The sequence below is a fragment of the Aeromonas sp. QDB11 genome (genome assembly GCF_027705265.1).
Lineage (GTDB): Bacteria > Pseudomonadota > Gammaproteobacteria > Enterobacterales > Aeromonadaceae > Aeromonas > Aeromonas allosaccharophila.
Window position 1 is genome coordinate 14,834 of record NZ_JAPDBM010000027.1, and the last position, 23,169, is coordinate 38,002.

Below are 23,169 nucleotides of genomic sequence, written 5' to 3' on the forward strand. Positions count from 1 at the left end.
CGGGGTCAGAACAGACCCCGTTACCATCATAACGATCTCGACTTAACGGCAGCTTGCCGCCCCGACATCCAGCCAGACATCGTGCTTGCCCGGCTCGTTGCCCTGAGTCCACCATTTGGCCTTCCACTGACGACCGTTGTGGTTGGTCAGGTCACCGCCGTTGTAGGCAACGGCCGCGTTCCAACCCAGATCAACCTGACTCAGCAGCGCCCACTGATCGGCGGAACGGCTCGGCTCATTGCCCTGAGTCCAGTACTTGGCACGCCATACCAGCTGGTTGTGGCTCACCTTGTCACCGCCGTTATAGACCTTGCTGACCTGCCATGCAGGGACGTTGGCTGCTTCCGGGTCGGTGGTGTTGCAGGAGCCACCCTCACCGCCTTCGTTGATCGGGGTAACGGTGAGGCGGGTTGCCGCGTTGGCGTCGAGCGCACCATCAGAGACAGTCACGGAGAGGTCATAACCGGTTTCGGCATCGACCGCCGGGCCGGTGACCACCAGAGTGGCGCTGCTCTGGCCGGTCGCCGTGATACCGGCAGGCACTTGCCATTGGTAGATCAGCTCGTCGCCATTGGGGTCGGATGCCTTGGCAGTGATGCTCACCTGTTTGCCCGCTTCCACCTTGACGCTGGCGGGCAGGGTGACCACCGGAGGCAGGTTGGGTTGCGGCGCCTTGTTGGTCACCACCACCTGATCCCTGGCGGTCAGTTGATGGTCATCGGCCACGGTCAGCTCGAACACCAGCGCGGCATCGGCGCTCACGGCATTCACATCGACCCGCACCTTGGCCTGAGTGGCATCACCCAGCACGGCTGGTGGGCCGGAGAGCTGCTTCCAGCTGTAGGTCAGGGCGCCTTTTTCCGGATCGTGAGAAGCGGAGCCATCCAGCGTCAGGGAGGCCGGACCGGTCACGGTCACATCGCTACCCGCGTTGGCAACCGGCGGCTTGTTGACTGGCGGGGTGATCCCCTCGCCATGGCCGAGCCCTTCGTGCATGGCGTTGAGGATGTCGCCGTTGTCGGCATCGATCTCCCAGGAGAAGAGACCACCCAGCTTGTGAGTCAGTACATACTGGCCTTTCGCCTTGACCGAGCGCTCATCGTCATAGGTGATCAGCTCACCGGTGGAGGGCTTGAACAGGGTGGCCGCTTCGGCGGTCTCGTCGTAGTTGTACTCCCAACCCGCGCCCATGTGGCCGTTGACGATGTGGCGATAGTCCAGCACACCATCTTCCCAGGTGCCCTTGATCTTGCCGGTGGCGGTGCCGGTGAAGGGATCGTTGCCCTGATAGCCGCTCACCCCTTTCCAGCCACGGCCATACATGGCGGCACCAATAACCAGCTTCTCGGAATCAACACCTTGAGCCAGCAGCAGATTAACCGCTTCATTGGTGTTGTAGCGCTTGTTGGCCGAGCCGTTGGTGGCCTGATAGAGGTTGGCCTGATGGCCCAGAGAGGTGTTGCTCCAGCCACCGTTGTAGTCGTAACTCATCACGAAGAGATGATCCATGTACTGCTGGGCAGCCTTGTAGTCCACATCCTCAATCTTGTCGTAACCGGCACCGATGGCAGAGGTGAGCTGATAGGTGCGACCGGTCTCTGCTTCCAGCTCGTCGAGCATGGCGCGCAGATCCTTCATGATCAGCACATAGGTTTCACCATCCTTGCTCTTGTCACCCAGGTTGGGGTTGGCACCGTCGCCACCCGGATACTCGAAATCGATGTCTACACCGTCGAAGAACTTCCAGGTCTGCAGGAACTCTTTGACCGAGGCGACGAACACGTCGCGCTTGGCCTTGTCATGCATAAAGAAGAAGGGATCGGAGAGGGTCCAGCCACCGACGGAGGGGAGGATCTTCAGGTCAGGATAGGCCTGTTTGAGGGCCATCAGGTTGCCGAAGTTGCCCTTGTAGGGCTCGTCCCAGGCGACCAGCGAACCCTGCCCTTTTTGCAGTGCCGCCCAGGGGTCGTGAATGGCGACCTGGAAATCCTTGCGACCGGCACAGGAGCGCTGCAGCGCCTGGAAGCTGCCGGAGATCTCCTTGAGGCTGTCGTTGAGGCCATCACCGCCGCAGATCGGGGTGAAGCCATAGAGGATATGGGTCAGGTTCTGGGCGGGCAGCTTGTCCACGCTGAAGTTGCGATCGTAGACGCCCCACTCCACATAGTAGGTACCGACCACCTTGCCGGACTTGTTGACATAGGGTTTGTTATTCTCCTGCAGGGCAGGCTTGAGCGGTACGAGGTGGCTGCCATCGGTATCGGCGACCACGATCTCCTTGGCATCGGACAGGGTGCAGCCATCGCCGTTGCACAGCGCGACCTGCATCTGATAACGGCCCCCCTTGTGCACCTTGAAGGTAGCGGTGCCCGCCGCCGAAGAGGGACCCGACCAGACTTCCTTGCCATCCAGCAGCACCTTGGCACTCTGACCGATATCGCCGCTCCAGATGTTCCAGGTGACGGTCACATCGGCGCCATCCTTGACCTTGACCAGCTCGTTATAGGCGGTTGCAGACTGATTGACTTCGACGATGGCAAACTTGGTGGGGCCCCAACCGATGGCGGGTTTGCCCGGTGCGGCAGCATGAGCGGCAGATGAAGCGAGCAGAGTACCGACCATCATGGCCAGCAATGCGGGTTTTGGACTTAGCATATTGCTTTCCTTTACGTTATGGAAAAACGAAAGGGCAACGCAACACGACAGGTAACACAAAAATAGCCACCCCTTGGCAAAGGCAGCCTGCATAACTCTGTGGTGGCCCCGCTATCCTAGGTCGATATGTCCCTTAGACCGGAAGCTTTGCGTCCCGACTTTTCAATCGGTTTGCCCTTGTCACAACTTTATTCTTGGCGATAAATAATCGCGGATTAACTTTAGGGTAATTCGGATAGCTAAGCAAATCCGACCATTGCCAGCCAAGCTGTTGCCAAGCTCACATTTCACTCACTTTTTTAGAATTAACGCTTAATAAACAGACTCATGCATGAAAGGAATGTCATCATCCCCAACCGAAGGCGGCGCGCCATTTATTGATCCAAATCACATCAACACGATAAAAATCAATCAGTAAGCGTATTTCACATCAAAAGACCCATCTGCATCGCAATGTATGAATATATAATCGCCGTTTTGCATGACCATCAGGTGCCTTCATGCCCAGCGATCTCCCCTCACGCACCCGGCTATCCAGATACGACAAATTTGTTCGCCTGACGGTCTACACACTGCCACTGGCGGGGATAATCCTGCTGCTCAACAGCCTCAACGGCTGGCAGAAGGCACCGCTTGCCTGCACCTTGCTGCTCCAGAGCTACCTTATCTGCACCATCTGGCTCTATCGCCACTACCGCTACCATCTGCAGCGCCAGTGGCAGCATCTCAGTGAGGCGCTCCGGATCAACGAAATCACCGCCGAGCTGGCCCGCAACTCGGCGCAATACCAGACCGAAGAGGCCTTTCTGGAGGATCTGCTCAGACGGGCCGTGATGTTGATCCCGGGGGCCGAGATGGGCTGCCTGATCAAGCTGCTGCCGGGCACAGGGATGTTGAGATATGAAGCGGCCATCGGCATGGATCTGGTGAAACTGCGGCGGATCAATTTACCGCTTGAGCACACCTTTCAGTACAAGCTGACTCAGGGGCGCTGCAACAAAACGCTGCTGATCAACGACCTGTCGAAGATCAATGCCACCATGCCCCTGTCCGAACAGGACAAGGAGCTGCTGGTCAACTGCAGCGACCTGCCCATCCGGGCCACCCTGGCGACCCCAATCCATATCGATGGTCAGCTCTACGGCATGATCAATATGGACAGCAGCAAACGTCATGCTTTTACCCGCTACGACAGCCACCTGATGGCAATTCTGGCGCGGGATATTCGCCACGCCATCACCATCTATCAGCAGTCCCGCCGCATCTATCAGCTGGCCAATACCGACCAGCTGACCGGCCTCGCCAATCGCCAGCAATTCGAACTCGCTCTGCAGGCACAGCCGGAAGGCACCCTGCTGCTGATCGACATGGACAATCTCAAGCAGCTCAATGACAGCTGCGGCCATCTGGCGGGTGATCAGGCCCTGCGCCTGATCGCGGATGGCATACGCCAGCACTTCGGTCAGGGGGTGATTGCCGCCCGTTTTGGCGGGGATGAATTTGTGCTGCTCACCACTCTGGCACCGCCCACGCTGCAACAGACAATGACTATGCTGGCGACCATGCTGGCCAGCGCCTCCCCCACTATCTCGTGCAGCATGGGGATGGCCCCCTATCGCGGCGACTTTGCAGCCGCATTTGCCAGGGCCGATGCAGCCATGTATCAACACAAGCGGCGCCGCAAGGAGCAGCAGGCGGCACAGATGCCAGCTATCGGGGAGAGCATCAATCACTAGCCCGCAAGGGCCGCAGTCGTCGAGCAAGAGACAAGAAGGGAAGGGAAGGGAAGGGAAGGGAAGGGAAGCGAAGCGAAGCAAGTTGGCAGGCCTGCCAGCATTTAATTGTGCGGGGAGAAAAAACGGGGCATGACTGGCATGCCCCGCCACTATTCCACGCTTATTTACAGCTGGCGGCCCCCACATCCTGCCAGACATCGTGTTTACCGGGCTCATTGCCCTTGGTCCAGTACTGCGCCTTCCACTGACGACCGTTATGGGTGGTGATCTCGCCACCGTTGTAGGCCACATTGGCATCCCAACCCAGTTGCACCTTGCTCACCAGCAGCCACTGATCCGCGGTGCGGCTCGGCTCGTTGCCCTGAGTCCAGTACTTGGCCTGCCACACCAGCTGGTTGTGGCTCACCTTGTCGCCGCTGTTATAGGTGCTTGCCGCTTTCCAGACTGGCCAATTGATCGCATCCGGATCAGTCGCCGTGCAACCACCGCCACTGCTGGCCGGTTTGACCGTCAGACGGGTTGCCGCACTGGCATCCAGCCCGCCGTCGGAGACGGTGACGCTCAGGTCATAGCCGGTGTCGCTGGTCACGCTCGGGCCGGTGACCACCAGAGTGGCGCTGTTCTGACCCGTTGCGGTGATGCCTGCCGGCACGCTCCACTGATAGGTCAGGGGATCGCCATTCGGATCGGAGGCGGTCGCCTTGAGGGTCACCTGCTTGCCCGCCTCCACAGAGGCCGTGGCAGGTACACTCACCACCGGCGCCAGGTTGACTTGCGGCGCCTTGTTGGTCACCACCACCTGATCACGGGCAGTAAGGTTGTGGTCATCGGTCACCGTCAGCTCGAACACCAGATTGATGTCGGCAGCCACCGCGTCCAGCACCACACGGGCCTTGGCCTGAGTGGCATCGAGCAAACCAGCCTGCGGCCCGGAGATCTGCTTCCAGCTATAGCCGAGTGCGCTGTTCTCTGGATCGTGGGAGGCCGAACCATCCAGCGTCACCTCGGTCGGGCCGGTCACCTTAAGGTCACTGCCCGCATTGGCCAGCGGCGGCTTGTTGGCCGGTGGCGTGACGCCACTGCCGTGACCCAGCCCCTCGTGCATGGCGTTAAGGATGTCGCCGTTGTCGGCATCGATCTCCCAGGAGAAGAGGCCACCGAGCTGATTGGATAGCACATACTGCCCCTTGGCCTTGACCGAACGCTCGTTGTCATAGGTGATGAGATCGCCGGTCGCCGCCTTGAACAGATAGGGCCCCTCGGCCACCTCGTCATAGCCCTGCTCCCAGCCCGCCCCCATCCGGTTGTTGACGATGTCGCGGTAATCCACCACCCCGTCCTCCCAGGTTCCCTTCACCTTGTCAGTTGCCGTACCGGTGAAGGGGTTGTTGCCCTGATAACCGCTCACCCCGGTCCAGCCACGACCATACATGGCGGCCCCGACCACCAGCTTGCCGGGCTCAACACCCTGCACCAGCAACTGCCTGACCGCCTTGTCGGTGGTGTACTTGGTATCGGGATCCCAGCTCGCCGCATAGAGGTTGGTCTGGTGACCCAGCTCGGTCTTGCTCCAGCCACCGTTGTAGTCGTAGGTCATCATGAAGATGTGATCCATGTAGGGCTGGGCCGCCTTGTAGTCCACATCCTGGATCTTGTCGCCCCCCGCCCCGATGGCCGAGGTGAGCTCATACTGGCGCCCGGTCTCGACCTCCAGCTCGTCGAGCATGGCGCGCAGCTCCTTCATCAGTACCACATAGGTGGCACCATCGCTCGGGCTGCCCAGTTTCGGGTTGGCACCCTGACCACCCGGATACTCCCAGTCGATATCCACGCCATCGAAGAACTTCCAGGTCTGCAGGAACTCTTTTACCGAGCCGACGAACACATCGCGCTTGGTTTTATCACCGAGGAAGTAGAAGGGGTCGGATAGGGTCCAGCCGCCGACCGAGGGGAGGATCTTGAGGTTCGGATAGGCCTGCTTGAGCGCCATCAGGGCGCCAAAGTTGCCCTTGTAGGGCTCGTCATGGGCGGTGAGGCTGCCTTGCGGCATCTGGATGGCGGCCCAGGGATCGTGCATCGCCACCTTGAAGTCGGCGCGACCGGCACACGCCCGCTGCAGCGCCGGGAAGCTCCCTTCGATCTCCTTGAGGCTGTCGTTGAGGCCATCCCCGCCGCAGATGGGGGTGAAACCATAGAGGATATGGGTCAGGTTCTGGGCAGGGATCTTGTCGACCGTAAACTTGCGGCCATAGACGCCCCACTCCACATAGTAAGTCCCCACCACCTTGCCGGACTTGTTGGCGTAAGGCTTGTTGTTCTCCTGCAGCGGCGCCTTGAGTGGCGCCAGATGGCTGCCGTCAGTATCGGCGACCACGATCTCCTTGGCGTCAGAGAGGGTGCAGCCATCGGCGTTGCACAGCGCCACCTGCATCTGATAGCGCCCCCCCCTTCTTCACCTTGAATGTGGCGCTGCCCGCCGCGGCGGAAGGGCCGGACCACACCTCCTGACCATTGAGCAGCACCTTGGCACTCTGGCCCAGATCGCCGCTCCAGAGGTTCCAGTTCACCTCCACATCGGCGCCATCCTTTACCTTGACCAGATTGTTGTAGGCAGTGGCCGCCTGATCGACTTCGACGATGGAAAACTTGGTGGGGCCCCATCCGATGGTCGGCTTGCCGGGCGCAGCAGCATAAGCAGACGAGGCACAGCAGAGACCGACCGCGAGGGCCAGCATGGTAGGCTTTGGACTTAGCATTTTTTATATTTCCCTATTTCGTTATGTTGGCAACGAAAAGGGCTACGCCCTGACAGGTAACGCAGACAGCAGTGCAACCTCTTGGCAAAGGTGCACAACAACCTGTGGTGGCCCCGCTATCTCAAGTACGGCTCATTCCCTGGACCGGAAGCTTTGCGTCCCGACCTTGCGATCGGTTTGCCCTTCGGTTACTTCATTCGCGATGAAAATAATCGCATCCCGACTATAGAGTGAGCCGATCCGGTCCGCTACTGTCGGCGTTTACCGACAATGACAAACCAATGCAGCAATGGATTGCCATCACGCAAGAATGTGAAGGCATCTTCGCCGATAAAACTCTGTTCTCGGCATTCATCCATGACCACGGCCCGCGCAACCATTGCGTGGTTTTGTGAGCCTGTTCACGGCTTGCCGTCCCGGATGCGGCTATCGCAGCAGCAGACTGTTCATCAGGGCCCGCAGTTTGAGCGGTTTGACCGGCTTGCTGATGTAGCCATACCCTCCTTCGCGGATCTGCGCCTGCAACTCGCTCTTGCGATCGGCGCTGATGATGATGCCGCCCAGCTCATCACCACACACCCGTTGTAGCGCGGCCAGCGCCTCCAGCCCGGTCTTGCCGTCGTCGAGGTGATAGTCAGAGAGCACCAGCCTCGGCACAAACCCGTCTGCTACCAGCGCCTCGGCTTCGGCCAGATCGACGGCGCAGCGCACCTCACAGCCCCAACGGCCGAGCAGGGTGCTCATGGCGGTCAGAATGTCCCGCTCGTTATCGATGCAGAGCACGGTCACCCCCTCCAGCTGGCTGTCGCGCACTACCGGCGCCGCCAGCTGATGAACCGTGACCGGCCGGGTCGCCAGATTGAGGGTCACCGCAAAGACCGACCCCTTGCCCGGCCAGCTCTGCAGGGTGAGCTGATGACCGAGCACCTGCGAGATGCCGCGGGCGATGGCGAGCCCCAGACCCAGCCCCTGCTCCTTGGCGGTGCGGGAGTGATCGAGGCGGGAGAACTCGTCGAAGATCGCCTCCTGTTTGTCCTGCGGAATGCCGGGGCCGTTGTCCCACACCTCGATGCGGATCTTCTCCCCAAACCGACGACAACCGAGCAGCACCCGACCGCCCGGGTTGTAGCGAAACGCATTGGTCAGGAAGTTCTGCAGCACCCGGCGCAGCAGCCGCACATCGCTGTGCACCGCATGCTTGCTCTCCACCACCGAGAAGTTGATCCCCCCCGCCTGCGCCAGCACGCCAAACTCCGCCTTGAGGTTGTCAAACAGGTCGCGCAGGGCGAAGTCGAGCTTCTTGGCCTTGAACTTGCCCGCTTCGAGTCGCGAAATATCGAGCAGATCGGTAATGAGATCCTCGGTCGCCCCCAACGCATCATCGATATGGCGGGCGATACGGGCCTGCTCGCCAGCAGCGGGCAGCATCTCCAGCAAGGAGGAGGTAAACAGCTTGGCGGCATTGAGGGGCTGGGTCAGATCGTGGCTGACCGCCGCCAGAAAACGGCTCTTGGAATGGTTGGCCCGCTCCACCTGCTGGTTCACCAGCAGCAGCTGGCGGTTGAGTTCGGAGAGCTCGTGGGTGCGTTCGGCCACTCGCGCCTCCAGATGTTCGTTCGCTTCGCGCAGCACCCGCTCCGCATCGCGAAACGGCGTAATGTCGGTAAAGGTCATGACGAAGCCGCCGGCGGGCATGGGGTTGCCCTGCATCTCGATCACCCGCCCGTCCGGGCGCTCCCGCGCCGAGATATGGGCGCTGCCGCGCTTCATAAAGGCGACCCGCCGCGCCACGTGATCCTCGATATCACCGGGGCCACAGAGCCCCTGCTGGGCGTTATAGCGGATGATCTCCTCGATGGAGCGCCCCGCCTGAATAAGACCCGGCGGATAGTGGAACAGCTCGATGTAACGGCGGTTCCAGGCTACCAGCCGAAGCTCCCTGTCCACCACCGAGATCCCCTGCCCAATATGTTCGATCGCCCCCTGCAGCAGGCCGCGGTTGAAGCGAAACACGTCGGAGGCCTCATCAACTATGGTGGCGATCTCCTCGAGCTGCATGTTGCGCCCCTGCAGGGCCGAGGCGAGCACCAGCCGCGCCGATGAGGTACCAAATACCCCTGCCAGCAGCCGCTCGGTGTGGGCAATCAGCTCGGCCGAAGCCTGCATTTGCGGAGCAAGCGTGCCGCCCCGCTCACCGGCGAAGCGGCCAAAGGCGCGCTTGACCCGGCTTGAGCCGACAAAGCGGGCCGCCAGCATCTCCAGCTCCTTGACCGAAACCCGCGCCTGATAGAGGGCGGCGGTATCGCGGCTCGGCTTGCCGACAAAGTTGGCGGCCTGCAGCCGCTCGCTCACCGCAGGGCGCGATAACAGGGAACCGGCCACATAGCCAAGCAGGTTGAAGAGCAGGCTCAGGAAGATGCACCAGGCCCCGAGGCTCAGCTCGCGAAACGCGGGCCAGTCCGGCGGCGCCAGCAGCTCGGCCAAGGGCGAGCCCGCCAGCAAGCCACTCTCTACCAGCAGGGTCACGAACCAGAGACTCACCCCGAGGCTCAACCCAAGATAGACCCCCTTGCGATTGCCGTGACGCCAGTAGAGACCGAGCAGCAGGGCCGGTGCAAACTGGGCCACCGCGCCAAAGGAGAGGTAACCGATGCGCGACAAGCTGGTGAGATCGCCGAGCCAGAGGTAGAGCCCCCAAGCCGCCAGCAAAATCAGCAGGATGGCGCCACGGCGCACCTGCAACAGCAGCCGCACCAGTCGCTCGTCGCGCCCCTGCCGCCAGAAGCGGCGCAGCAGCACCGGCAGCACCAGATCGTTGCTCACCATAATCGCCAGCGCGATGGTGCAGACGATCACCATGCCGGTGGCCGCCGAGGTGCCGCCGAGAAACGCCAGCATCGCCATGCCATCGAACCCGAGGGCCATCGGCAGACTGATCACATAGGTGTCGGAGGCCATATCAGCCCCCACCCACTGCTTGCCCGCCAGCGCCAGCGGCCAGATAAAGAGCCCCATCACGAACAGGTAGAGCGGGAAGATCCAGCGCGCCCAGTGCAGATCCTGCCCCTGATTGTTCTCCACCACAGTCACATGAAACTGGCGCGGCAGGCAGATAACGGCGCACATCGCCAGCACCGTGTAGATGGCAAGCTCCAGCAGGTTGCCTGGGCTCACCGCTACCACCTGTGCAAAGAAGTCGCGGGTCACCTGCTCGTGAGCCTCGCCGGGTTTGCTCAGGATCAACCAGAGGGCGAAGCCCCCCACCGCGATAAAGGCCAGCAATTTGACCACCGACTCGAAGGCGATGGCCACCACCATTCCCCTGTGATGTTCGGTGGCATCAAGATGGCGGGTGCCGAACAGGATGCTGAACAGCGCCAGCAGCAGGGTGACCCCGAGCGCCAACTCGCTGGTATTGCTGGTCGGGCTGATGCCACCGCTGTTGACCATCAGCAGATCCAGCCCGGTGACTATGGCTTTCAGTTGCAACACCAGATAGGGGAGGATCCCCATGATGGCGATAAGAGAGATCACCATGGCGAGCCGCTGGGACTTGCCGTAACGGGCGGCGATAAAGTCGGCGATGGAGGTGATGTGCTCACGCTTGGCCACCAGAATGAGGCGGGCCAGCAGCCGCCAGCCAAACAGGAAGACCAGCATGGGGCCAAGGTAGATGGGCACCGGTGACCAGGGGGATTCACTCGCCTGCCCGACGGTGCCGAAGAAGGTCCAGGAGGTGCAGTAGACCGCTAGCGACAGACTGTAGAGCAGCGGTTGCCCCTTGAGACGGTGCCGTTTGTGCTTGTCTGCCACGAAGGCGATCAGAAACAGCAGCCCTAGATAGGTGAGCGACAATCCGATCAGCAGCCATCCCTGGTGCATCGATAACTCCTTGTCCATGTTGAGTTTTTGTATACAACCTCGCCAGTCTAGAGAGGCGGCAGCCAAAAGTCATCCCCTTCGGACAGATTGAAATTATCGTTTTTCAATAAGTTTTGCCTTGACTGAATATCGTAAAACGATAAACATTCGCCCATCCGCATATTGATAAACAATAAACTTCAAGCCATTTCGCCAGCGGGATGGCACCCACCATGAGGTTCATGATGAGAACGACCAAACTCGAACGCCTGAGTGTTCTGATCGAGTGGCTGCTGCTGTTTGCCCTGCTCGCTACCCCCACCATTACCCTGATGGAGACCTGGTCCCACCTGTTTGGCGGCAATGACCTGCTGCAAGAGGAGCTCAACCAGGTCATTCACAGCAGCGGCTCGCACATTCTCAATGGCGTGCCGCTGGCCCATAGTGAAACGCCGTCTCTCGACCTCTTGCCAGAGCCCCCGCTTACCATGGCCGACTATCCGCTGCGCACCGCCAACCGGCTGCTCGGCACCCTGGTGCAGTTGCTGCCGGATCTGGTCTTCATGCTGATGCTGTGGCAACTGCGCCAGCTGTTTCGCGGCTACCGCCACGGCCTGCTGTTCACCTTCGAGCAGATCCGCCGCTACCGGCAGATCGGAGTGCTGCTCTGCGTCTCCTTCCTGGTCGAGCTGATCCAGACCCCCTTGCTCGATACCGTCCTCACCATGAGCGGCCCCGAGATACATGGCTCCGTCTCCATCAGCTCGTCCGATTTCCGGCTGCTGCTGGCGGGCCTCATCGTGCTGGCGCTGGCACTGGTGATGCGCGAGGCCAAACTGCTGGCCGACGAACAGCAACTGACGGTGTGAGGATCTTATGCCCATTATCATCCGGCTCGATGCCCTGCTGGCCGACCGCAAGATGACCGCTCGCGAGCTGGCGCAGCGCATCGACATCACCGAGGCCAACCTCTCGATCCTCAAGAATGGCCACGCCAAGGCGGTGCGCTTCTCCACCCTGGAGGCCATCTGCCGTGAACTCAAATGCCAGCCCGGCGATCTGCTGGGCTACGAGCAGGAGCGCTAACCCCCTTATGAGTCGTCATATCACCCTGTTTGCCCTGTGGCTGCTGCCACTGTGGGCCTGCGCCGCCGATGGCGCGAACGGCCCCCGCTACCTTATCGAGCAGGGCGCCAGCGCCAATGTGCTGCAAATACGCCTCACCATGCAGGGCGAGCCCCCCTTTACCCTGCTCCCCGCCCGCCAGTTGCCGGGCAGTGCCGCGCCGGTTTCCCCCGCGCTGGTCTGCCTTGCAGACAACCAGCCGGTTGCCCTCAACCAGCCCTTCTCCTGCAAAGAGGTTGGCTGGCAGATCACCCTCACACCGGCTCCGGCACTGGGAGCGGATGCCTCGGCCCAACAGTCGCTGCTGTTTGCCCCCGACCAGTGGCTATTGACCGAATGGGGCAATCTGGTGCGCCAGCTTGGGAGCCGCCAAGGGAAGGTGTGTCTGCCAGATGGCAGCTGCCAACCGCTGCCGGATGTCAACCAGCCGCCGCTGATCCTGCCGTTTGGTCTGGACACTGTGCCCGTCACCAAGCCGGATCCGCGGCTGGTGCTGAGCCATGACGAGACCGCCAATCAGCTCGATCTGCCGGCCTTGCAGCAGCAACTGAATGAGATCATCGACTATCTGGCCTTCCAGCTCGATGTGGATCCGCCCACTCCCCCATGGCAACTGGTGTGGCTGGGGCGGGATGTAGCGACCCGCTCCCTCGGCGGTGCCGCCGGGGATCAGGTATTTGTCGCCAACTACCCCACCGAGGCTGGCAAACCGACGCCACAGGCCCCCTTGCGCCTGCTGCGCACCTCGGCCCACGAGGCGGTACACATCCTCAGCTCTCGCCGCTCCGAGCCGCAACCCACCTGGGTCAACGAGAGCCTCGCCGAGTACCTCGCCATCAAGGCGCTGCGCCGCTTCCGGCTGCATCAGGTCACGGCGGTCAACGAGCTGGCCGAGCGGGGCAAACAGCTGCCCCATAACAAGAGCGGCCTCTATCGGGCGGCCAGCGAGGTGCTGGCGGGCGATCGCTCCTACTACCCGCTCTTTTACGTCAAGGGGAGCGCCTTCTGGGAAGCGCTGGAGCGGGAGCTGCAACACAATGACGTGACGCTTGCCCGACTGCTGCCCCAACTGGGCTGGCTGCCGGATGGCCGCTTTGATGCCGCCGCCAATGAGCTGCTTGCTGGCACCATCGGCTCGGATACCTGGCGCCGTCTCAGTCGCCGCTATCTTGGCGAGCAACAATAACGCCGCAAACCGCAGCAACGAAAAAGGGAGAGCCGTGGCTCTCCCTTTTTCCAGGTGATGATTCAGACAGAGCTGTATCAGGCCGGAGCACTCTCCTGCGCAGAGGGCGCAAAGGGGCGCAGCCGCAGGAAGAACACCGGCAACACCACCAACACCATCAGGAAGAAGATGCCGCCGCCGAGGGGCTCGAACAGCACGCCACAAATCGCCATCAGGGCCGCCACTGTCATACCGAGGCCAAGGGCCGCATAGAGCGCCTGGGTCGGGATCAACTGCTCGGCAGGCAGCTGGCGAGTCATGAACCGCACCGCCCCCAGATGGCTCATGCCGAACGTGACCGAGTGGAGCAGCTGCCCCAGTACCAGTACCCACAACTCGGTCGAGGCCCCCAGCAATACCCAGCGCACCACACAACCGATGGCACCGGCGATAAAGAGGCTCTGGGCGCCAAAGCGCTGCAAGAAGCGCTTGTCGGCGGCGAACATGCAGATCTCCGCCACCACCCCGAGCGCCCAGAGATAGCCGATGATGGTGCCGCTATACCCTTGCGCCTTCCAGTAGATGGCGCTGAAACCGTAATAGGCGGCGTGGCTCCCCTGAAGCAGGGCGGTCAGCAGCAGGAAACGGCGCACCGGCGCGCTGCGCAGGGTTGCCAGCAAGGACGCCTTGGCGCGCTCGCCTTTGCTATCTTGCGGCGCCGGATAGAGCGGCAGCCAGCTGAGCAGCAGCATCAGCACCAACCCAGCCACCATAGTGTGCAAAATCCACTCGCTACCGAAGTTGCCCACCAACGCCCCCACCAGCGTCGAGGCGACGATAAAGGCAAAGGAACCGCACAGCCGCACCTTGCCGTAATCGAGGTGGGCCTGCACCACCATGCGGGTCGCCAGCGCCTCCCCCACCGGCATCAGGGTCGGATAGATAAAGTTCGCCAGCAGGGTCAAGCCCACCAGCCACCAGAGGTTATGGCTGAGGTAAAAGCCGAGAAAGGCCAGCAGACTGAGCAGGGAGAGCAGTCGGGTAACCGGCAGCAGATGGCCCGCCCCCTTGATCTGCCCCATCACCATCAGGTTGCCGGCAAAGCGGATCGCCATCCCCGCTCCCAGCAGCAGACCAATCATCTCGGCGCTGACGCCCACCCCCTCCAGCCAGAGCGACCAGAACGGCAAGTAAGCGCCGTAGACAAAATAGAAGGCGCCGAAAAAGAGCGCTAACCAGGAAAACGCGGGCATAGATCCTCTGCAACCGGATGACGGGAGCAGAATGATAACCCATCCGCCCCCACAGATCCCGATGGAAACCCCACGAAGAAAACGAAAAAACTTCAATAAAATTGAACCATTACCGAAGAAGCGGGGTCTACCTGATAACACCTCCTCCTGGTTAGTGTTGCAATCCTTCCACCCGCCCATGGCGGGTTTCTTTTTTTAGGCAAACATCTGCTCTGCGCCATCGTCGCAACATAGCTGCCGCAAAAAAGGGGCCGAAGCCCCTTTGATCATCTGCGTCTGTTGTTTGCTCTTTAGAATACGTATTTGACCCGTGCGCTCAGGTTGCGGCCCGGTTCGGTCATCAGGCTGTTATCGGAGCCCTCGGCACGACCGGCGATGCGCTCGTAGCTGGTGTACTCCTTGTCAAACAGGTTGAAGACCCCGACGTTGAGCTGCAGGTCGGTCATCGGGTTGAACTGGGCGTACATATCCACCACACCCCAACCGGCGCTCTTCACGTAATCGTTGCCTTTGGCATCCTTGCGCACCTTGTCCATGTCGTCGGCAAAGCGCAGCGCGGTGTTGAAGTTCCACTGGGACTGTTCCAGACGCACACCGACCGAGCCGTTGAGCGGGCTCAGGCTGTTGATGTAGTTGCCATCCCCATCCTTGCCTTCAATGTAAGCCAGGTTGCCCCAGACATTGACGATGTCGTTGAGCCAGTAATCCGCCTTGGCCTCAACCCCTTTGGTAGTCGCCTTGCTCAGGTTCTGGTACTGGTAGACGGCGGTGCGCCCTTGTTGACCCACTTCCACCATCTCGATGAAATCATCGAACTTGTTGTAGAAGCTGGCCACTTCGTAGCTAAAGCCGTGGCTGTTGCCACGCACGCCGAGATCGATGCCGTCGCTGCTCTCAGGATTGAGGTTCGGGTTGGGCTCGATGCGATAGCCGTAAGCCTGATGGTTCAGGGTGGAGAAGGCGCTGTCATACATGGGGGCCTTGAAGCCGTGGCTGTACTGGGCGAACAGGTTGGCCGCCTCGTGCGCCTTGAACACCAGACCCAGCTTGGGTGACAACTCCCCTTCGGAGAACTTGTGCAGCTGATCGCCTGTGTAGGCGGGATCGTTGTCCGGGGTCATCCGGTAGTAGTCATAACGGGCACCCGGGGTCAACACCCAGCGCTCGCCAAACTTGATCTCGTCAAAGGCCCACAGGGCGCTGCGTTCGCTGGTGGTCGCCGGGAAGCTCAGCTCGTTGTAGCCGACAAAATCACCGGGAGTGGTCGGCCCCTTGTAACGGGTACGTTCGTTGTCGGTATGCTCGTATTCAGCGCCCCAGGCCAGACGGTGATTCGCGACCGCCTTGTGGAACTGCAACTGGGCGCCGATGTTCTTCTGATCGAACACATTGTGATCCAGCGAGTTTTTGGTCACATAGGGGTTGCCGGGGCTGACCGGATACTTGGACGAGGCGTACTGATCCAGCGTCTGCTTGGTGCGACCGAAGTAGACCTTGGTATCCATCCGATCGGCCCAGCCTTGATTCAGTGCGATACCGTGATCCAGCACCAGCGAGAGGTTGTCGGTCTGCTTGTCGGTGATGGGCTGATCAAAGACACGGGCAGTGCCGGTCCCCACCTTGTTGAGCTTGACCGCATCCGGCTCCTCGCCATCGGTCAGGTAGTCAACGGTCAGCTTAAGGAACTGCTCATCGGAGAGGTTCCACTTGCTCTTGAGCAGCAGGGCGTGGGTACCGATGTCGAAGTCGTTCTTGCTGGAGTCGTAATTCTGGGTCACCCCGCCATCACGCCAAGTGTAGCGCAGCAGGTTCTCCACCTCGCCGGTGCGCAGGGCGCCGGTAAAGCCCGCCATCTTCTGGTGGCTGCTGGAGGCGTAACCGCTGGTCACATCCAGATAGCTATCCTTGCCCTTGAGGAAGTCGCTGGCATCCTTGGTGGTGATGGCAATCACGCCACCCAGCGCATCGGAGCCGTAGGCCGCAGACGCAGGCCCCTTGGCCACTTCCACCTGCTTGATCATGTCGGTATCAAAGTAGCTCTGGCCGACACCACCCTTGCTGTAGGCATCGTTCTGGCGCACGCCGTCGCGCACCACCTTGACCCGGTTTTCACCCATGCCGCGGATGACGAAGGTCTGGGCATCACCCTGACCGCCGAGCACAGTCACACCGGGCTCGTAGCGGAACAGGTCGGCGACATTGGTGACGACCTGCTCTTCAATCTGCTTGGCGGTGATCACCGAGATGGGGCCGGAGACATCTTCCAGTTTTTGCTCCATCCGTGAGCCGCTGACGACCACGACTTCATCCGCCTTCTGGGGGGCAGCAAAGACCTGGGAAGAGAGACCGGCTGCCACGGCGAGGGCAACCAGAGAGAGTGCGTTATGATGGGTCACAGCGAATCCTTATTGAGAACTGTTATCAAACAGGCCGCATATTACCCAGCTCTCGACAAAGATCAACAAGAAACGAAATCATTCTCATTTTGCTTTGAACCAAATTGGTTTTACACTGTCGCCACGTGTTGCCCTTATTCTGTGTTAGCCCCCCGAGATGCACCGGCATCCGGGCATATCTGCCGTGAGATCCCATGATGAGACGACTTCCCCTGCTCGCTCTGCCGCTGCTGTTGGCAGCCTGTGCCACCCCCACCCAGCCGACCGTGTCATCACAGTTGCAGACGCTCTATGACTACCAGCTGAGCAGCGAAGGAGCCGCAGACCTGACGCTGGAGCAGGCGATCGCGCGCATTGCCGACGCTGACATCATTCTGGTGGGCGAGCTGCACAGCCATCCCGCCGTGCATCTGCTGCAATCGCGCCTGCTGAGCGGGCTCTACACCGCCGGTCAGCAGCACGGGCGGCCATTGGCCCTCTCCATGGAGCAGTTCAGCCGCGCCGACCAGAAGACGCTGGATGCCTATCTGGCGAACCAGATTGGTGAAGCGGCCTTGATCCGCGAAGGCAACGCCTGGCCCAACTATCCTAGCGACTACCGCCCGCTGGTAGAGTTTGCCAAGGCTCACCAGATGCCGGTGATCGCCGCCAACGCCCCCAAGCCGCTGGTGAGCTGTGTCGGTCAGGAGGGGGTTGAGTGGCTCGACAAGTTGCCCGCGTCGCGCCGCAGCCAGCTGGCTCGCCAGCTGACGCTGGGGGATGATCCCTATCGCCAGAAGTTTATGGCCTCCATGCACCACGGCGATGCCGACAGCAACGCCCGCCGCTTCGCCGCCCAGACCAGCTGGGACGACACCATGGCCGAGAGCATGGTGGATTATCTCGCCAAGCACCCGGGCCAGCAGATCATGCATATCGCCGGCAATTTTCACGTCGAGGGGGGGCTTGGGCTAGCCAGTCGCATCGCCAGCCGCAATCCGGCACTCAAGGTGGCGCTGGTCGTGCCCCGTACAGATGAGACCTCTGTTGCAGATCGCGCAGCCGATGTGCAGGTAACCATCATGCCGCTGCCTAAGCGCTGGCAAAACAGTGACGAGATGAAGCAAGATATGGGCGCGCTGCATCAATCCCGCAGTCGTGACTGCAGCCAGTGGCTGCAACCCTAATCTTCAAGGAAACGGCGGGTAAGAAAATGGATGTGTTACTGATCATCGATGTGCAGCAAGGCTTGTTCAACGAGCCCCGTTACCGCCAGGAACAAATGCTGGCCAATATCAACCGGGCGGCGGCCCATGTCAGGCAGCAACAGGGACGGGTCATCTATATCCAGCATGACTCGCCCCCCGGTACCGAACTGGAACCGGGCACCCCGGGTTGGCAGTTGCACAGTGCGCTGCAACCGGCCAAGGGAGAAAGCCGGGTACGCAAGACGGCCTGTGACAGCTTTCTCGACACCGAGCTCGCTTTCCTGCTGGCCGAGCAACCGGTCGATCGGCTCATTATCTGTGGCTGTGCCACCGATTTTTGCGTCGACACCACGGTGCGCAGTGCCGCTTCTCATGGCTTCGAGGTGCTGGTGCTGAGCGATGGCCACACCACCGCCGACCGCCCGCACCTGAACGCGCCCCAGATCATCGAGCACCATCACTGGATGTGGCGCCACCTCAGCCTGCCGGAGGGGCGCAGTGTCACCCTGCTCACCACCGACGAACTGCTGGCAGTAACACCCGCCCTGCAGCCGTGCTAATCTGCGAGCCTCGCCTCGTTTCTCACCGGAGTCTGTCGTGCGCCAGTTGTCTGCCACCCTGTTGTTGATTGTTCCCCTGCTGTCGGCCTGCTCCAGCTTGCCCGGCCAGAAGTATGACGGGCCGGAACCCCTGTTTCGGACCCACATCAACGAGGAGGGGAGCAAGCGGTTCACCTTTGAAGCCGCGCCCAACGACACCTTGCCGCGCGGCCTCTCGGCGGCCCAGAGCCAGCGGCTGCTGGAGCAGCGGGAGGCGTTGCAGGAGAATCTGCTGACCGAGACCCTGGCGACCAAGCAGTATTGCCGTCAGGGCTACATAGTGCTGAGCCAGACCTCCTGGAAGGTGCGGGGAGAGTGCAACGAAACGGCCACCGACGCCGATCGTCGCGCTTTTCCCAACAAGGCCTCCTGGCAGGATTGAACAGGCCGGATGAGATAACGCAATAAAAACGGGCAGCCCAGTGGCTGCCCGTTTTGTTATGACGGCTGTCGTAGCAGACAGGGAGCGTCAGACCGGCGCATCGGCCGGGCTGGTGAGCTCGGCACCGGTGTCGATGCGCTTGTGCCCTTCCACCAGATGGACGAAATCCACCAGCTCGTCACTGGAGACCGCGAACGCCTGGCCGAAACCCTTGACGAACAGCCCCTGCTCCGGCTTGAGGCGGAACAGTTTGAAATCCTTGAGGTTGGAGAGACCCTTGATGATCTCGCCAAAACGCCCCTCCAGCGCCGCGACCGCCTTGCTCCAGCGGGCGTCGTCACGGGCCACCACTTCGGCCACCGCATCGAAGGTCAAGCGCTTGCGGGCAAACAGCTCGCGGGCACCGCTCTCATCCTCGATCAGCATCAGGGATACCCGGGGCACCTGTTGCAGGTTACGGGCGTGGCGGGCGATCTCGGAGATCAGCACATAGTAGCCATCTTCCTGCAGCACGAACGGGGCATAGCTGGCATTGGGATTGCCTTCGCCATCGACGGTGGCGAGCTGCAGGGTGCGGCAGCTGTCGCGAAACTCGCGGATCTCCGGTTGCAGGCGGTTCTGCAGACGCTCCTGACGTTCACTCATGCTTTGACTTCCTCTTGAGAGTTGTGGCGCAGCGCCATGAAACGGGTGACCTGATCGGCCAGCAGCTGGCGTTTCTCGTCGCGACCCAGATAGACCTTGAACATGCAGCGGCCGGAGTGAGCGAAGAACTGGAAGGAGTGCCCCTCCTTGCCCATGAACAGCTTGCTGACCAGCGCAATCCCCGCCACGTTGTCGAGCTTGAGGTGACCATGCAGCTCACCATCGCGGCCCATCAGGTTGTAGTAGCCGCGTGCGTCCTTGCCTTTCGGGAAGGGGGCTTTTACCTCGAAGATGGAACCTTCTGATTCAACGATGGTGGTCACCGGGCCCCAGTCGGCCAAGTCCTCCAGCAAACCTTGCGCGCGGTCAGCGGGCAACAGGGTCACCAGCTCGGCGGGCAGATGGCGAACCACCTCCCATTCGCTGATGGCAAGCTGGGCCGCCAGGGTGGACGGATGAGCGCCGGGATCCTGCTCCAGCAGCGCGTGAATGCGTTGTGCAATGCTCATGTTTTCTCCCTCTGCGGGACCATGTTGTCCCGCTGTTTATCATGGCGGCTACTCTAATAAAGCACCGAAACCAATGCAATTGATAATTGCTATCATTATCAGTGCATTTTTTTCAAAGCCTTGATATTCTCGGCGGCACACCCGTTTCATTCACCCCTTCGGAGGTTAGCATGGGCCGTCGTCTTGCCCTCGCCATCACCCTGCTCTGCAGTTCACTGCCCCCCTTCTCTGCCGTTGCCGCCGACGGACAGCAAGAGCGTATCGTCAGTATCGGCCCCGCCACCACAGAGCTCATTCTGGCCCTTGGTGGTGAATCGAGCCTGATCGCCACCGATGTCAGCAGCCCCTTGCCAAAAGGGCTGCCCAAGGTGGGCTATCACCGGGCACTGGCCGCCGAAGGGATCCTGAGCCTCTCCCCCACCCGACTGGTGGGCAGCGACGAGATGGGCCCGGCCCCGACCCTGGATCAGCTGCGCCGCGCCGGGGTCAAGGTGGAGGTGCTGGCTACCGCACCGACCCTCGCCAACCTCAACCAGCGTATCGACACCCTCGCCAGCCTGCTGGGCGACAAAGCCGCTGGCGATCGCCTGAAGGCGGAGATCCAGGCCCAGACCGATCAGCTGGCGGCGCAAGCCAAACAGAACAAACCGCTCAAGGTCGCCTTCCTGCTGCTGCACAAGGGGCAACCCACCAGCATTGCCGGAGGTGACACCACCGCCAGCGCGCTGGTCTCGCTGGCAGGTGGTATCAATCCGGTCGCCGAATTGCGCAACTACAAGCCGGTATCCGCCGAATCCCTCATCGAGATGCAGCCCGACCTGGTGCTGGTTAGCGGTCGTGACTGGCAGCAATATGCCGATCCGGCCAAGGTGCTGGCCGAAGTGCCCGCACTGGCCGCCACCCCGGCTGGCAAGCGCAACGCCATTCACGCCATCGACGGTCACGCCCTGCAAGGGGGCCTGAGCCTCAACTCCCTGCAACAGGCGAACCAGATCGCCCAGTGGATCAAGCAGGGGTCATGATGCGGTTACCCCTCTCCTGGCTGCTGGCCTTTACCACGGCCGCACTGGCACTGTTGCTGCTCGGTTCGCTGGCAACCGGCCCCATGACCCTCACCTTGGGCGAGAGTCTGCGGGCGCTGTTTGCCGGACAGGAGAGCGGGATTGAGTCGCACAAGCTGCTGATCGTGCAGGAAATTCGCCTGCCGCGTACCCTGCTCTGTATCGCCGTGGGCGGGATCCTCGGGCTCTGTGGCGCCGTGATGCAGGGGCTGTTTCGCAACCCCCTGGCCGACCCCGGCATCATAGGTGTCTCCGGCGGTGCGGCGCTCGGCGCGGCACTCGCCATCGTGCTGCTGGCCCCCCTCGGCCAGCAGTTGCAAGCCACCATAGGGGTTGGTCTGCTGCCGCTGCTCGCCTTTCTCGGCGGCGCACTCACCACCACCCTGGTCTATCTGCTCGGCACCCGCGAGGGGGGCACCTCGGTCACCGTCATGCTGCTGGCCGGGGTCGCCATCACGGCGCTCTCCGGCGCGGTGATCGGCCTGCTCACCTATCTGGCGGACGATCAGATGCTGCGCAACCTGAGCCTGTGGCAGATGGGAACGCTGGCAGCAGGCAAACCGGCCGATGTGGCGCTTGCCCTGCTCACCCTGGCGGCCCTGCTGTGGCTCTTTATGCGCGATGCCAATCCCCTCAATGCCCTGCTGCTGGGTGAAGGGGAGGCCCGTCATCTGGGGGTCAATGTGCAATCCCTCAAACGCCGCCTGATTCTGCTCACCGCAGCGGGCGTCGGGGTGGCGGTGGCGGTATCGGGGATGATCGGCTTCGTCGGGCTGGTGGTGCCCCATCTGGTGCGCCTGCTGGCAGGCCCCAACCACGTCAGGTTGCTGCCACTCTCAGCCCTGCTTGGCGCCGCCCTGCTGCTGGCAGCCGATATGCTGGCTCGCACCCTGCTGGCCCCGGCCGAGCTGCCGGTGGGCATCATCACCGCCCTGCTCGGCGCCCCCTTCTTCATCTGGCTGCTGGTAAAAGGCCGCCGCGCCCTGTGATACGGACTGTTATGCAACCACTCTCATCCGCACTCTCATCCTCACTCTCCTCCCCCCTGTTGAGCTGCAGCCGGCTCAGCCTGCGCCGTGGCCAGCGCCAGATCCTGGATGGGCTCGATCTTAGTCTTGAGAGCGGCACCCTCACCGCCCTGCTCGGCCCCAACGGGGCGGGCAAGAGCTCGCTGCTCAAGTGCCTGACCGGCGAGCTGGAATATGAGGGTTCCATCACCCTGTTTGGAGCGGATCGCCAGCAGTGGGACAGCGGCCAGCTGGCCCACCGGCTCGGGGTATTGCCGCAAAGCTCCTCCCTCAACTTCCCCTTTCTCTGCGAAGAGGTGGTGGCCATGGGGCGCTTGCCCCACAGTGAACCGGCGGCGCGACGTAACGAGATTGTGGCGGCGGCCATGACCCATGCCGGAGTCGAGCATCTGGCCAAACGACTCTATCCTGGGCTCTCTGGTGGCGAGCGGCAGCGGGTGCAGTTTGCCCGGGTGCTGGCGCAGATCTGGCAGGCTCCCTCCCCGACCGAGCAGGCCGAGCAACCCCGCCTGCTGCTGCTCGACGAGCCCACCTCGGCGCTGGATCTGAAATACCAGCATCAGCTGCTCACCATGGCGCGCGCCCTGGCCAGCCGCAATACTGCGGTGCTGGTGGTGCTGCACGATCTCAATCTGGCGGCACGCTATGCCGATCGGCTGGTGATGCTGGAGCGGGGCAAGCTGATGGCCGATGGCACACCTGCCGAGGTACTCACCCCTGAGCTGATCGCCCGTCTCTATGACTATCCGGCGCAGGTGATCCACCACCCCGAGAGCGGCCTGCCGATGGTGGTGTGAAGGAGGGGCCGCCA

16 protein-coding genes, 1 pseudogene and 2 riboswitches are annotated in these 23,169 nt (G+C 61.6%); of the genes and pseudogenes, 10 read left to right on the forward strand and 7 right to left on the reverse strand.

Annotated elements, in window-relative coordinates:
- Positions 1-42 precede the first annotated feature (42 nt).
- Positions 43-2,655 carry a glycosyl hydrolase family 18 protein gene (locus OKC40_RS10995; protein ID WP_182938112.1) on the reverse strand — a complete coding sequence of 871 codons (2,613 nt, stop codon included), beginning with the start codon at positions 2,653-2,655 and terminating at the stop codon, positions 43-45.
- 98 nt (positions 2,656-2,753) lie between these two features.
- A riboswitch (cyclic di-GMP riboswitch) is annotated at positions 2,754-2,841 on the reverse strand.
- Between the two features lie 314 nt (positions 2,842-3,155).
- On the opposite strand from OKC40_RS10995, the gene OKC40_RS11000 reads away from it, so the two are divergent.
- A complete protein-coding gene (locus OKC40_RS11000; RefSeq protein WP_270693263.1) occupies positions 3,156-4,391 on the forward strand; it encodes a sensor domain-containing diguanylate cyclase in 1,236 nt (411 codons plus the stop codon).
- Positions 4,392-4,551: 160 nt separating this feature from the next.
- Here OKC40_RS11000 and OKC40_RS11005 read toward each other — a convergent pair.
- A pseudogene (locus OKC40_RS11005) lies at positions 4,552-7,147 on the reverse strand (glycosyl hydrolase family 18 protein).
- Between the two features lie 103 nt (positions 7,148-7,250).
- A riboswitch (cyclic di-GMP riboswitch) is annotated at positions 7,251-7,339 on the reverse strand.
- 234 nt (positions 7,340-7,573) lie between these two features.
- A complete protein-coding gene (locus OKC40_RS11010; protein ID WP_182938115.1) occupies positions 7,574-11,029 on the reverse strand; it encodes a hybrid sensor histidine kinase/response regulator in 3,456 nt (1,151 codons plus the stop codon).
- 224 nt (positions 11,030-11,253) lie between these two features.
- On the opposite strand from OKC40_RS11010, the gene OKC40_RS11015 reads away from it, so the two are divergent.
- The 3 genes from OKC40_RS11015 to OKC40_RS11025 are packed head-to-tail and all read left to right on the forward strand — an operon-like array spanning position 11,254 to position 13,319.
- The gene (locus OKC40_RS11015) at positions 11,254-11,877 is read left to right on the forward strand and encodes a DUF2975 domain-containing protein (RefSeq protein ID WP_042656492.1); all 624 of its coding nucleotides are present in this window, start codon (positions 11,254-11,256) and stop codon (positions 11,875-11,877) included.
- A gap of 7 nt (positions 11,878-11,884) precedes the next feature.
- Entirely contained in the window at positions 11,885-12,094 is a 210-nt protein-coding gene (locus OKC40_RS11020; protein WP_042656491.1) for a helix-turn-helix domain-containing protein, read from the forward strand.
- 7 nt (positions 12,095-12,101) lie between these two features.
- A complete protein-coding gene (locus tag OKC40_RS11025; protein WP_270795217.1) occupies positions 12,102-13,319 on the forward strand; it encodes a hypothetical protein in 1,218 nt (405 codons plus the stop codon).
- Between the two features lie 77 nt (positions 13,320-13,396).
- Here the strand turns inward: OKC40_RS11025 and OKC40_RS11030 are convergent, their stop codons facing one another.
- Together OKC40_RS11030 and OKC40_RS11035 are read right to left on the reverse strand one after the other, a co-directional pair.
- Complete coding sequence (locus OKC40_RS11030; protein WP_270795218.1) at positions 13,397-14,551, reverse strand: 3-phenylpropionate MFS transporter; 1,155 nt, start codon at positions 14,549-14,551, stop codon at positions 13,397-13,399.
- A 290-nt stretch (positions 14,552-14,841) separates the two neighbouring features.
- The gene (locus tag OKC40_RS11035) at positions 14,842-16,947 is read right to left on the reverse strand and encodes a TonB-dependent hemoglobin/transferrin/lactoferrin family receptor (RefSeq protein WP_270795220.1); all 2,106 of its coding nucleotides are present in this window, start codon (positions 16,945-16,947) and stop codon (positions 14,842-14,844) included.
- Between the two features lie 194 nt (positions 16,948-17,141).
- On the opposite strand from OKC40_RS11035, the gene OKC40_RS11040 reads away from it, so the two are divergent.
- From OKC40_RS11040 to OKC40_RS11050, 3 genes are read left to right on the forward strand one after another with little or no spacing between them, the layout of a single operon-like run.
- Positions 17,142-18,113 (forward strand): ChaN family lipoprotein, encoded by a 972-nt coding sequence (locus tag OKC40_RS11040; protein WP_213392962.1) that lies wholly within the window; start codon positions 17,142-17,144, stop codon positions 18,111-18,113.
- Positions 18,114-18,139: 26 nt separating this feature from the next.
- Positions 18,140-18,694, forward strand: a complete 555-nt coding sequence (locus OKC40_RS11045) for a cysteine hydrolase family protein (RefSeq protein ID WP_213392963.1) — start codon at positions 18,140-18,142, stop codon at positions 18,692-18,694.
- Positions 18,695-18,731: 37 nt separating this feature from the next.
- A complete protein-coding gene (locus OKC40_RS11050; RefSeq protein WP_139409553.1) occupies positions 18,732-19,115 on the forward strand; it encodes a hypothetical protein in 384 nt (127 codons plus the stop codon).
- An 87-nt stretch (positions 19,116-19,202) separates the two neighbouring features.
- On the opposite strand, the gene hutZ is transcribed toward OKC40_RS11050, so the two are convergent.
- Positions 19,203-19,760, reverse strand: coding sequence for a heme utilization protein HutZ (gene hutZ / locus OKC40_RS11055; RefSeq protein ID WP_270795224.1), 558 nt, complete (start codon positions 19,758-19,760; stop codon positions 19,203-19,205).
- On the reverse strand, positions 19,757-20,269 hold the full coding sequence (hutX, locus tag OKC40_RS11060) for a heme utilization cystosolic carrier protein HutX (protein WP_075114039.1): 513 nt from the start codon (positions 20,267-20,269) through the stop codon (positions 19,757-19,759). Before hutX ends, hutZ begins: the two co-directional genes overlap by 4 nt.
- A 170-nt stretch (positions 20,270-20,439) precedes the next feature.
- On the opposite strand from hutX, the gene OKC40_RS11065 reads away from it, so the two are divergent.
- From OKC40_RS11065 to OKC40_RS11075, 3 genes are read left to right on the forward strand one after another with little or no spacing between them, the layout of a single operon-like run.
- Complete coding sequence (locus OKC40_RS11065; RefSeq protein ID WP_270795226.1) at positions 20,440-21,291, forward strand: heme/hemin ABC transporter substrate-binding protein; 852 nt, start codon at positions 20,440-20,442, stop codon at positions 21,289-21,291.
- Complete coding sequence (locus OKC40_RS11070; protein ID WP_005335261.1) at positions 21,288-22,319, forward strand: FecCD family ABC transporter permease; 1,032 nt, start codon at positions 21,288-21,290, stop codon at positions 22,317-22,319. The genes OKC40_RS11065 and OKC40_RS11070 overlap by 4 nt, the downstream gene beginning before the upstream one ends.
- A gap of 11 nt (positions 22,320-22,330) precedes the next feature.
- The gene (locus OKC40_RS11075) at positions 22,331-23,155 is read left to right on the forward strand and encodes a heme ABC transporter ATP-binding protein (RefSeq protein WP_270795227.1); all 825 of its coding nucleotides are present in this window, start codon (positions 22,331-22,333) and stop codon (positions 23,153-23,155) included.
- Positions 23,156-23,169: the final 14 nt, after the last annotated feature.

What these genes read in the sequence shown, in the direction of transcription:
- OKC40_RS10995 (WP_182938112.1), bottom strand. Translation starts at nt 2,655, where the DNA reads ATGCTAAGTCCAAAACCCGCATTGCTGGCCATGATGGTCGGTACTCTG.
- OKC40_RS11000 (WP_270693263.1), top strand. Translation starts at nt 3,156, where the DNA reads ATGCCCAGCGATCTCCCCTCACGCACCCGGCTATCCAGATACGACAAA.
- OKC40_RS11010 (WP_182938115.1), bottom strand. Translation starts at nt 11,029, where the DNA reads ATGCACCAGGGATGGCTGCTGATCGGATTGTCGCTCACCTATCTAGGG.
- OKC40_RS11015 (WP_042656492.1), top strand. Translation starts at nt 11,254, where the DNA reads ATGAGAACGACCAAACTCGAACGCCTGAGTGTTCTGATCGAGTGGCTG.
- OKC40_RS11020 (WP_042656491.1), top strand. Translation starts at nt 11,885, where the DNA reads ATGCCCATTATCATCCGGCTCGATGCCCTGCTGGCCGACCGCAAGATG.
- OKC40_RS11025 (WP_270795217.1), top strand. Translation starts at nt 12,102, where the DNA reads ATGAGTCGTCATATCACCCTGTTTGCCCTGTGGCTGCTGCCACTGTGG.
- OKC40_RS11030 (WP_270795218.1), bottom strand. Translation starts at nt 14,551, where the DNA reads ATGCCCGCGTTTTCCTGGTTAGCGCTCTTTTTCGGCGCCTTCTATTTT.
- OKC40_RS11040 (WP_213392962.1), top strand. Translation starts at nt 17,142, where the DNA reads ATGATGAGACGACTTCCCCTGCTCGCTCTGCCGCTGCTGTTGGCAGCC.
- OKC40_RS11045 (WP_213392963.1), top strand. Translation starts at nt 18,140, where the DNA reads ATGGATGTGTTACTGATCATCGATGTGCAGCAAGGCTTGTTCAACGAG.
- hutZ (WP_270795224.1), bottom strand. Translation starts at nt 19,760, where the DNA reads ATGAGTGAACGTCAGGAGCGTCTGCAGAACCGCCTGCAACCGGAGATC.
- hutX (WP_075114039.1), bottom strand. Translation starts at nt 20,269, where the DNA reads ATGAGCATTGCACAACGCATTCACGCGCTGCTGGAGCAGGATCCCGGC.
- OKC40_RS11065 (WP_270795226.1), top strand. Translation starts at nt 20,440, where the DNA reads ATGGGCCGTCGTCTTGCCCTCGCCATCACCCTGCTCTGCAGTTCACTG.
- OKC40_RS11070 (WP_005335261.1), top strand. Translation starts at nt 21,288, where the DNA reads ATGATGCGGTTACCCCTCTCCTGGCTGCTGGCCTTTACCACGGCCGCA.
- OKC40_RS11075 (WP_270795227.1), top strand. Translation starts at nt 22,331, where the DNA reads ATGCAACCACTCTCATCCGCACTCTCATCCTCACTCTCCTCCCCCCTG.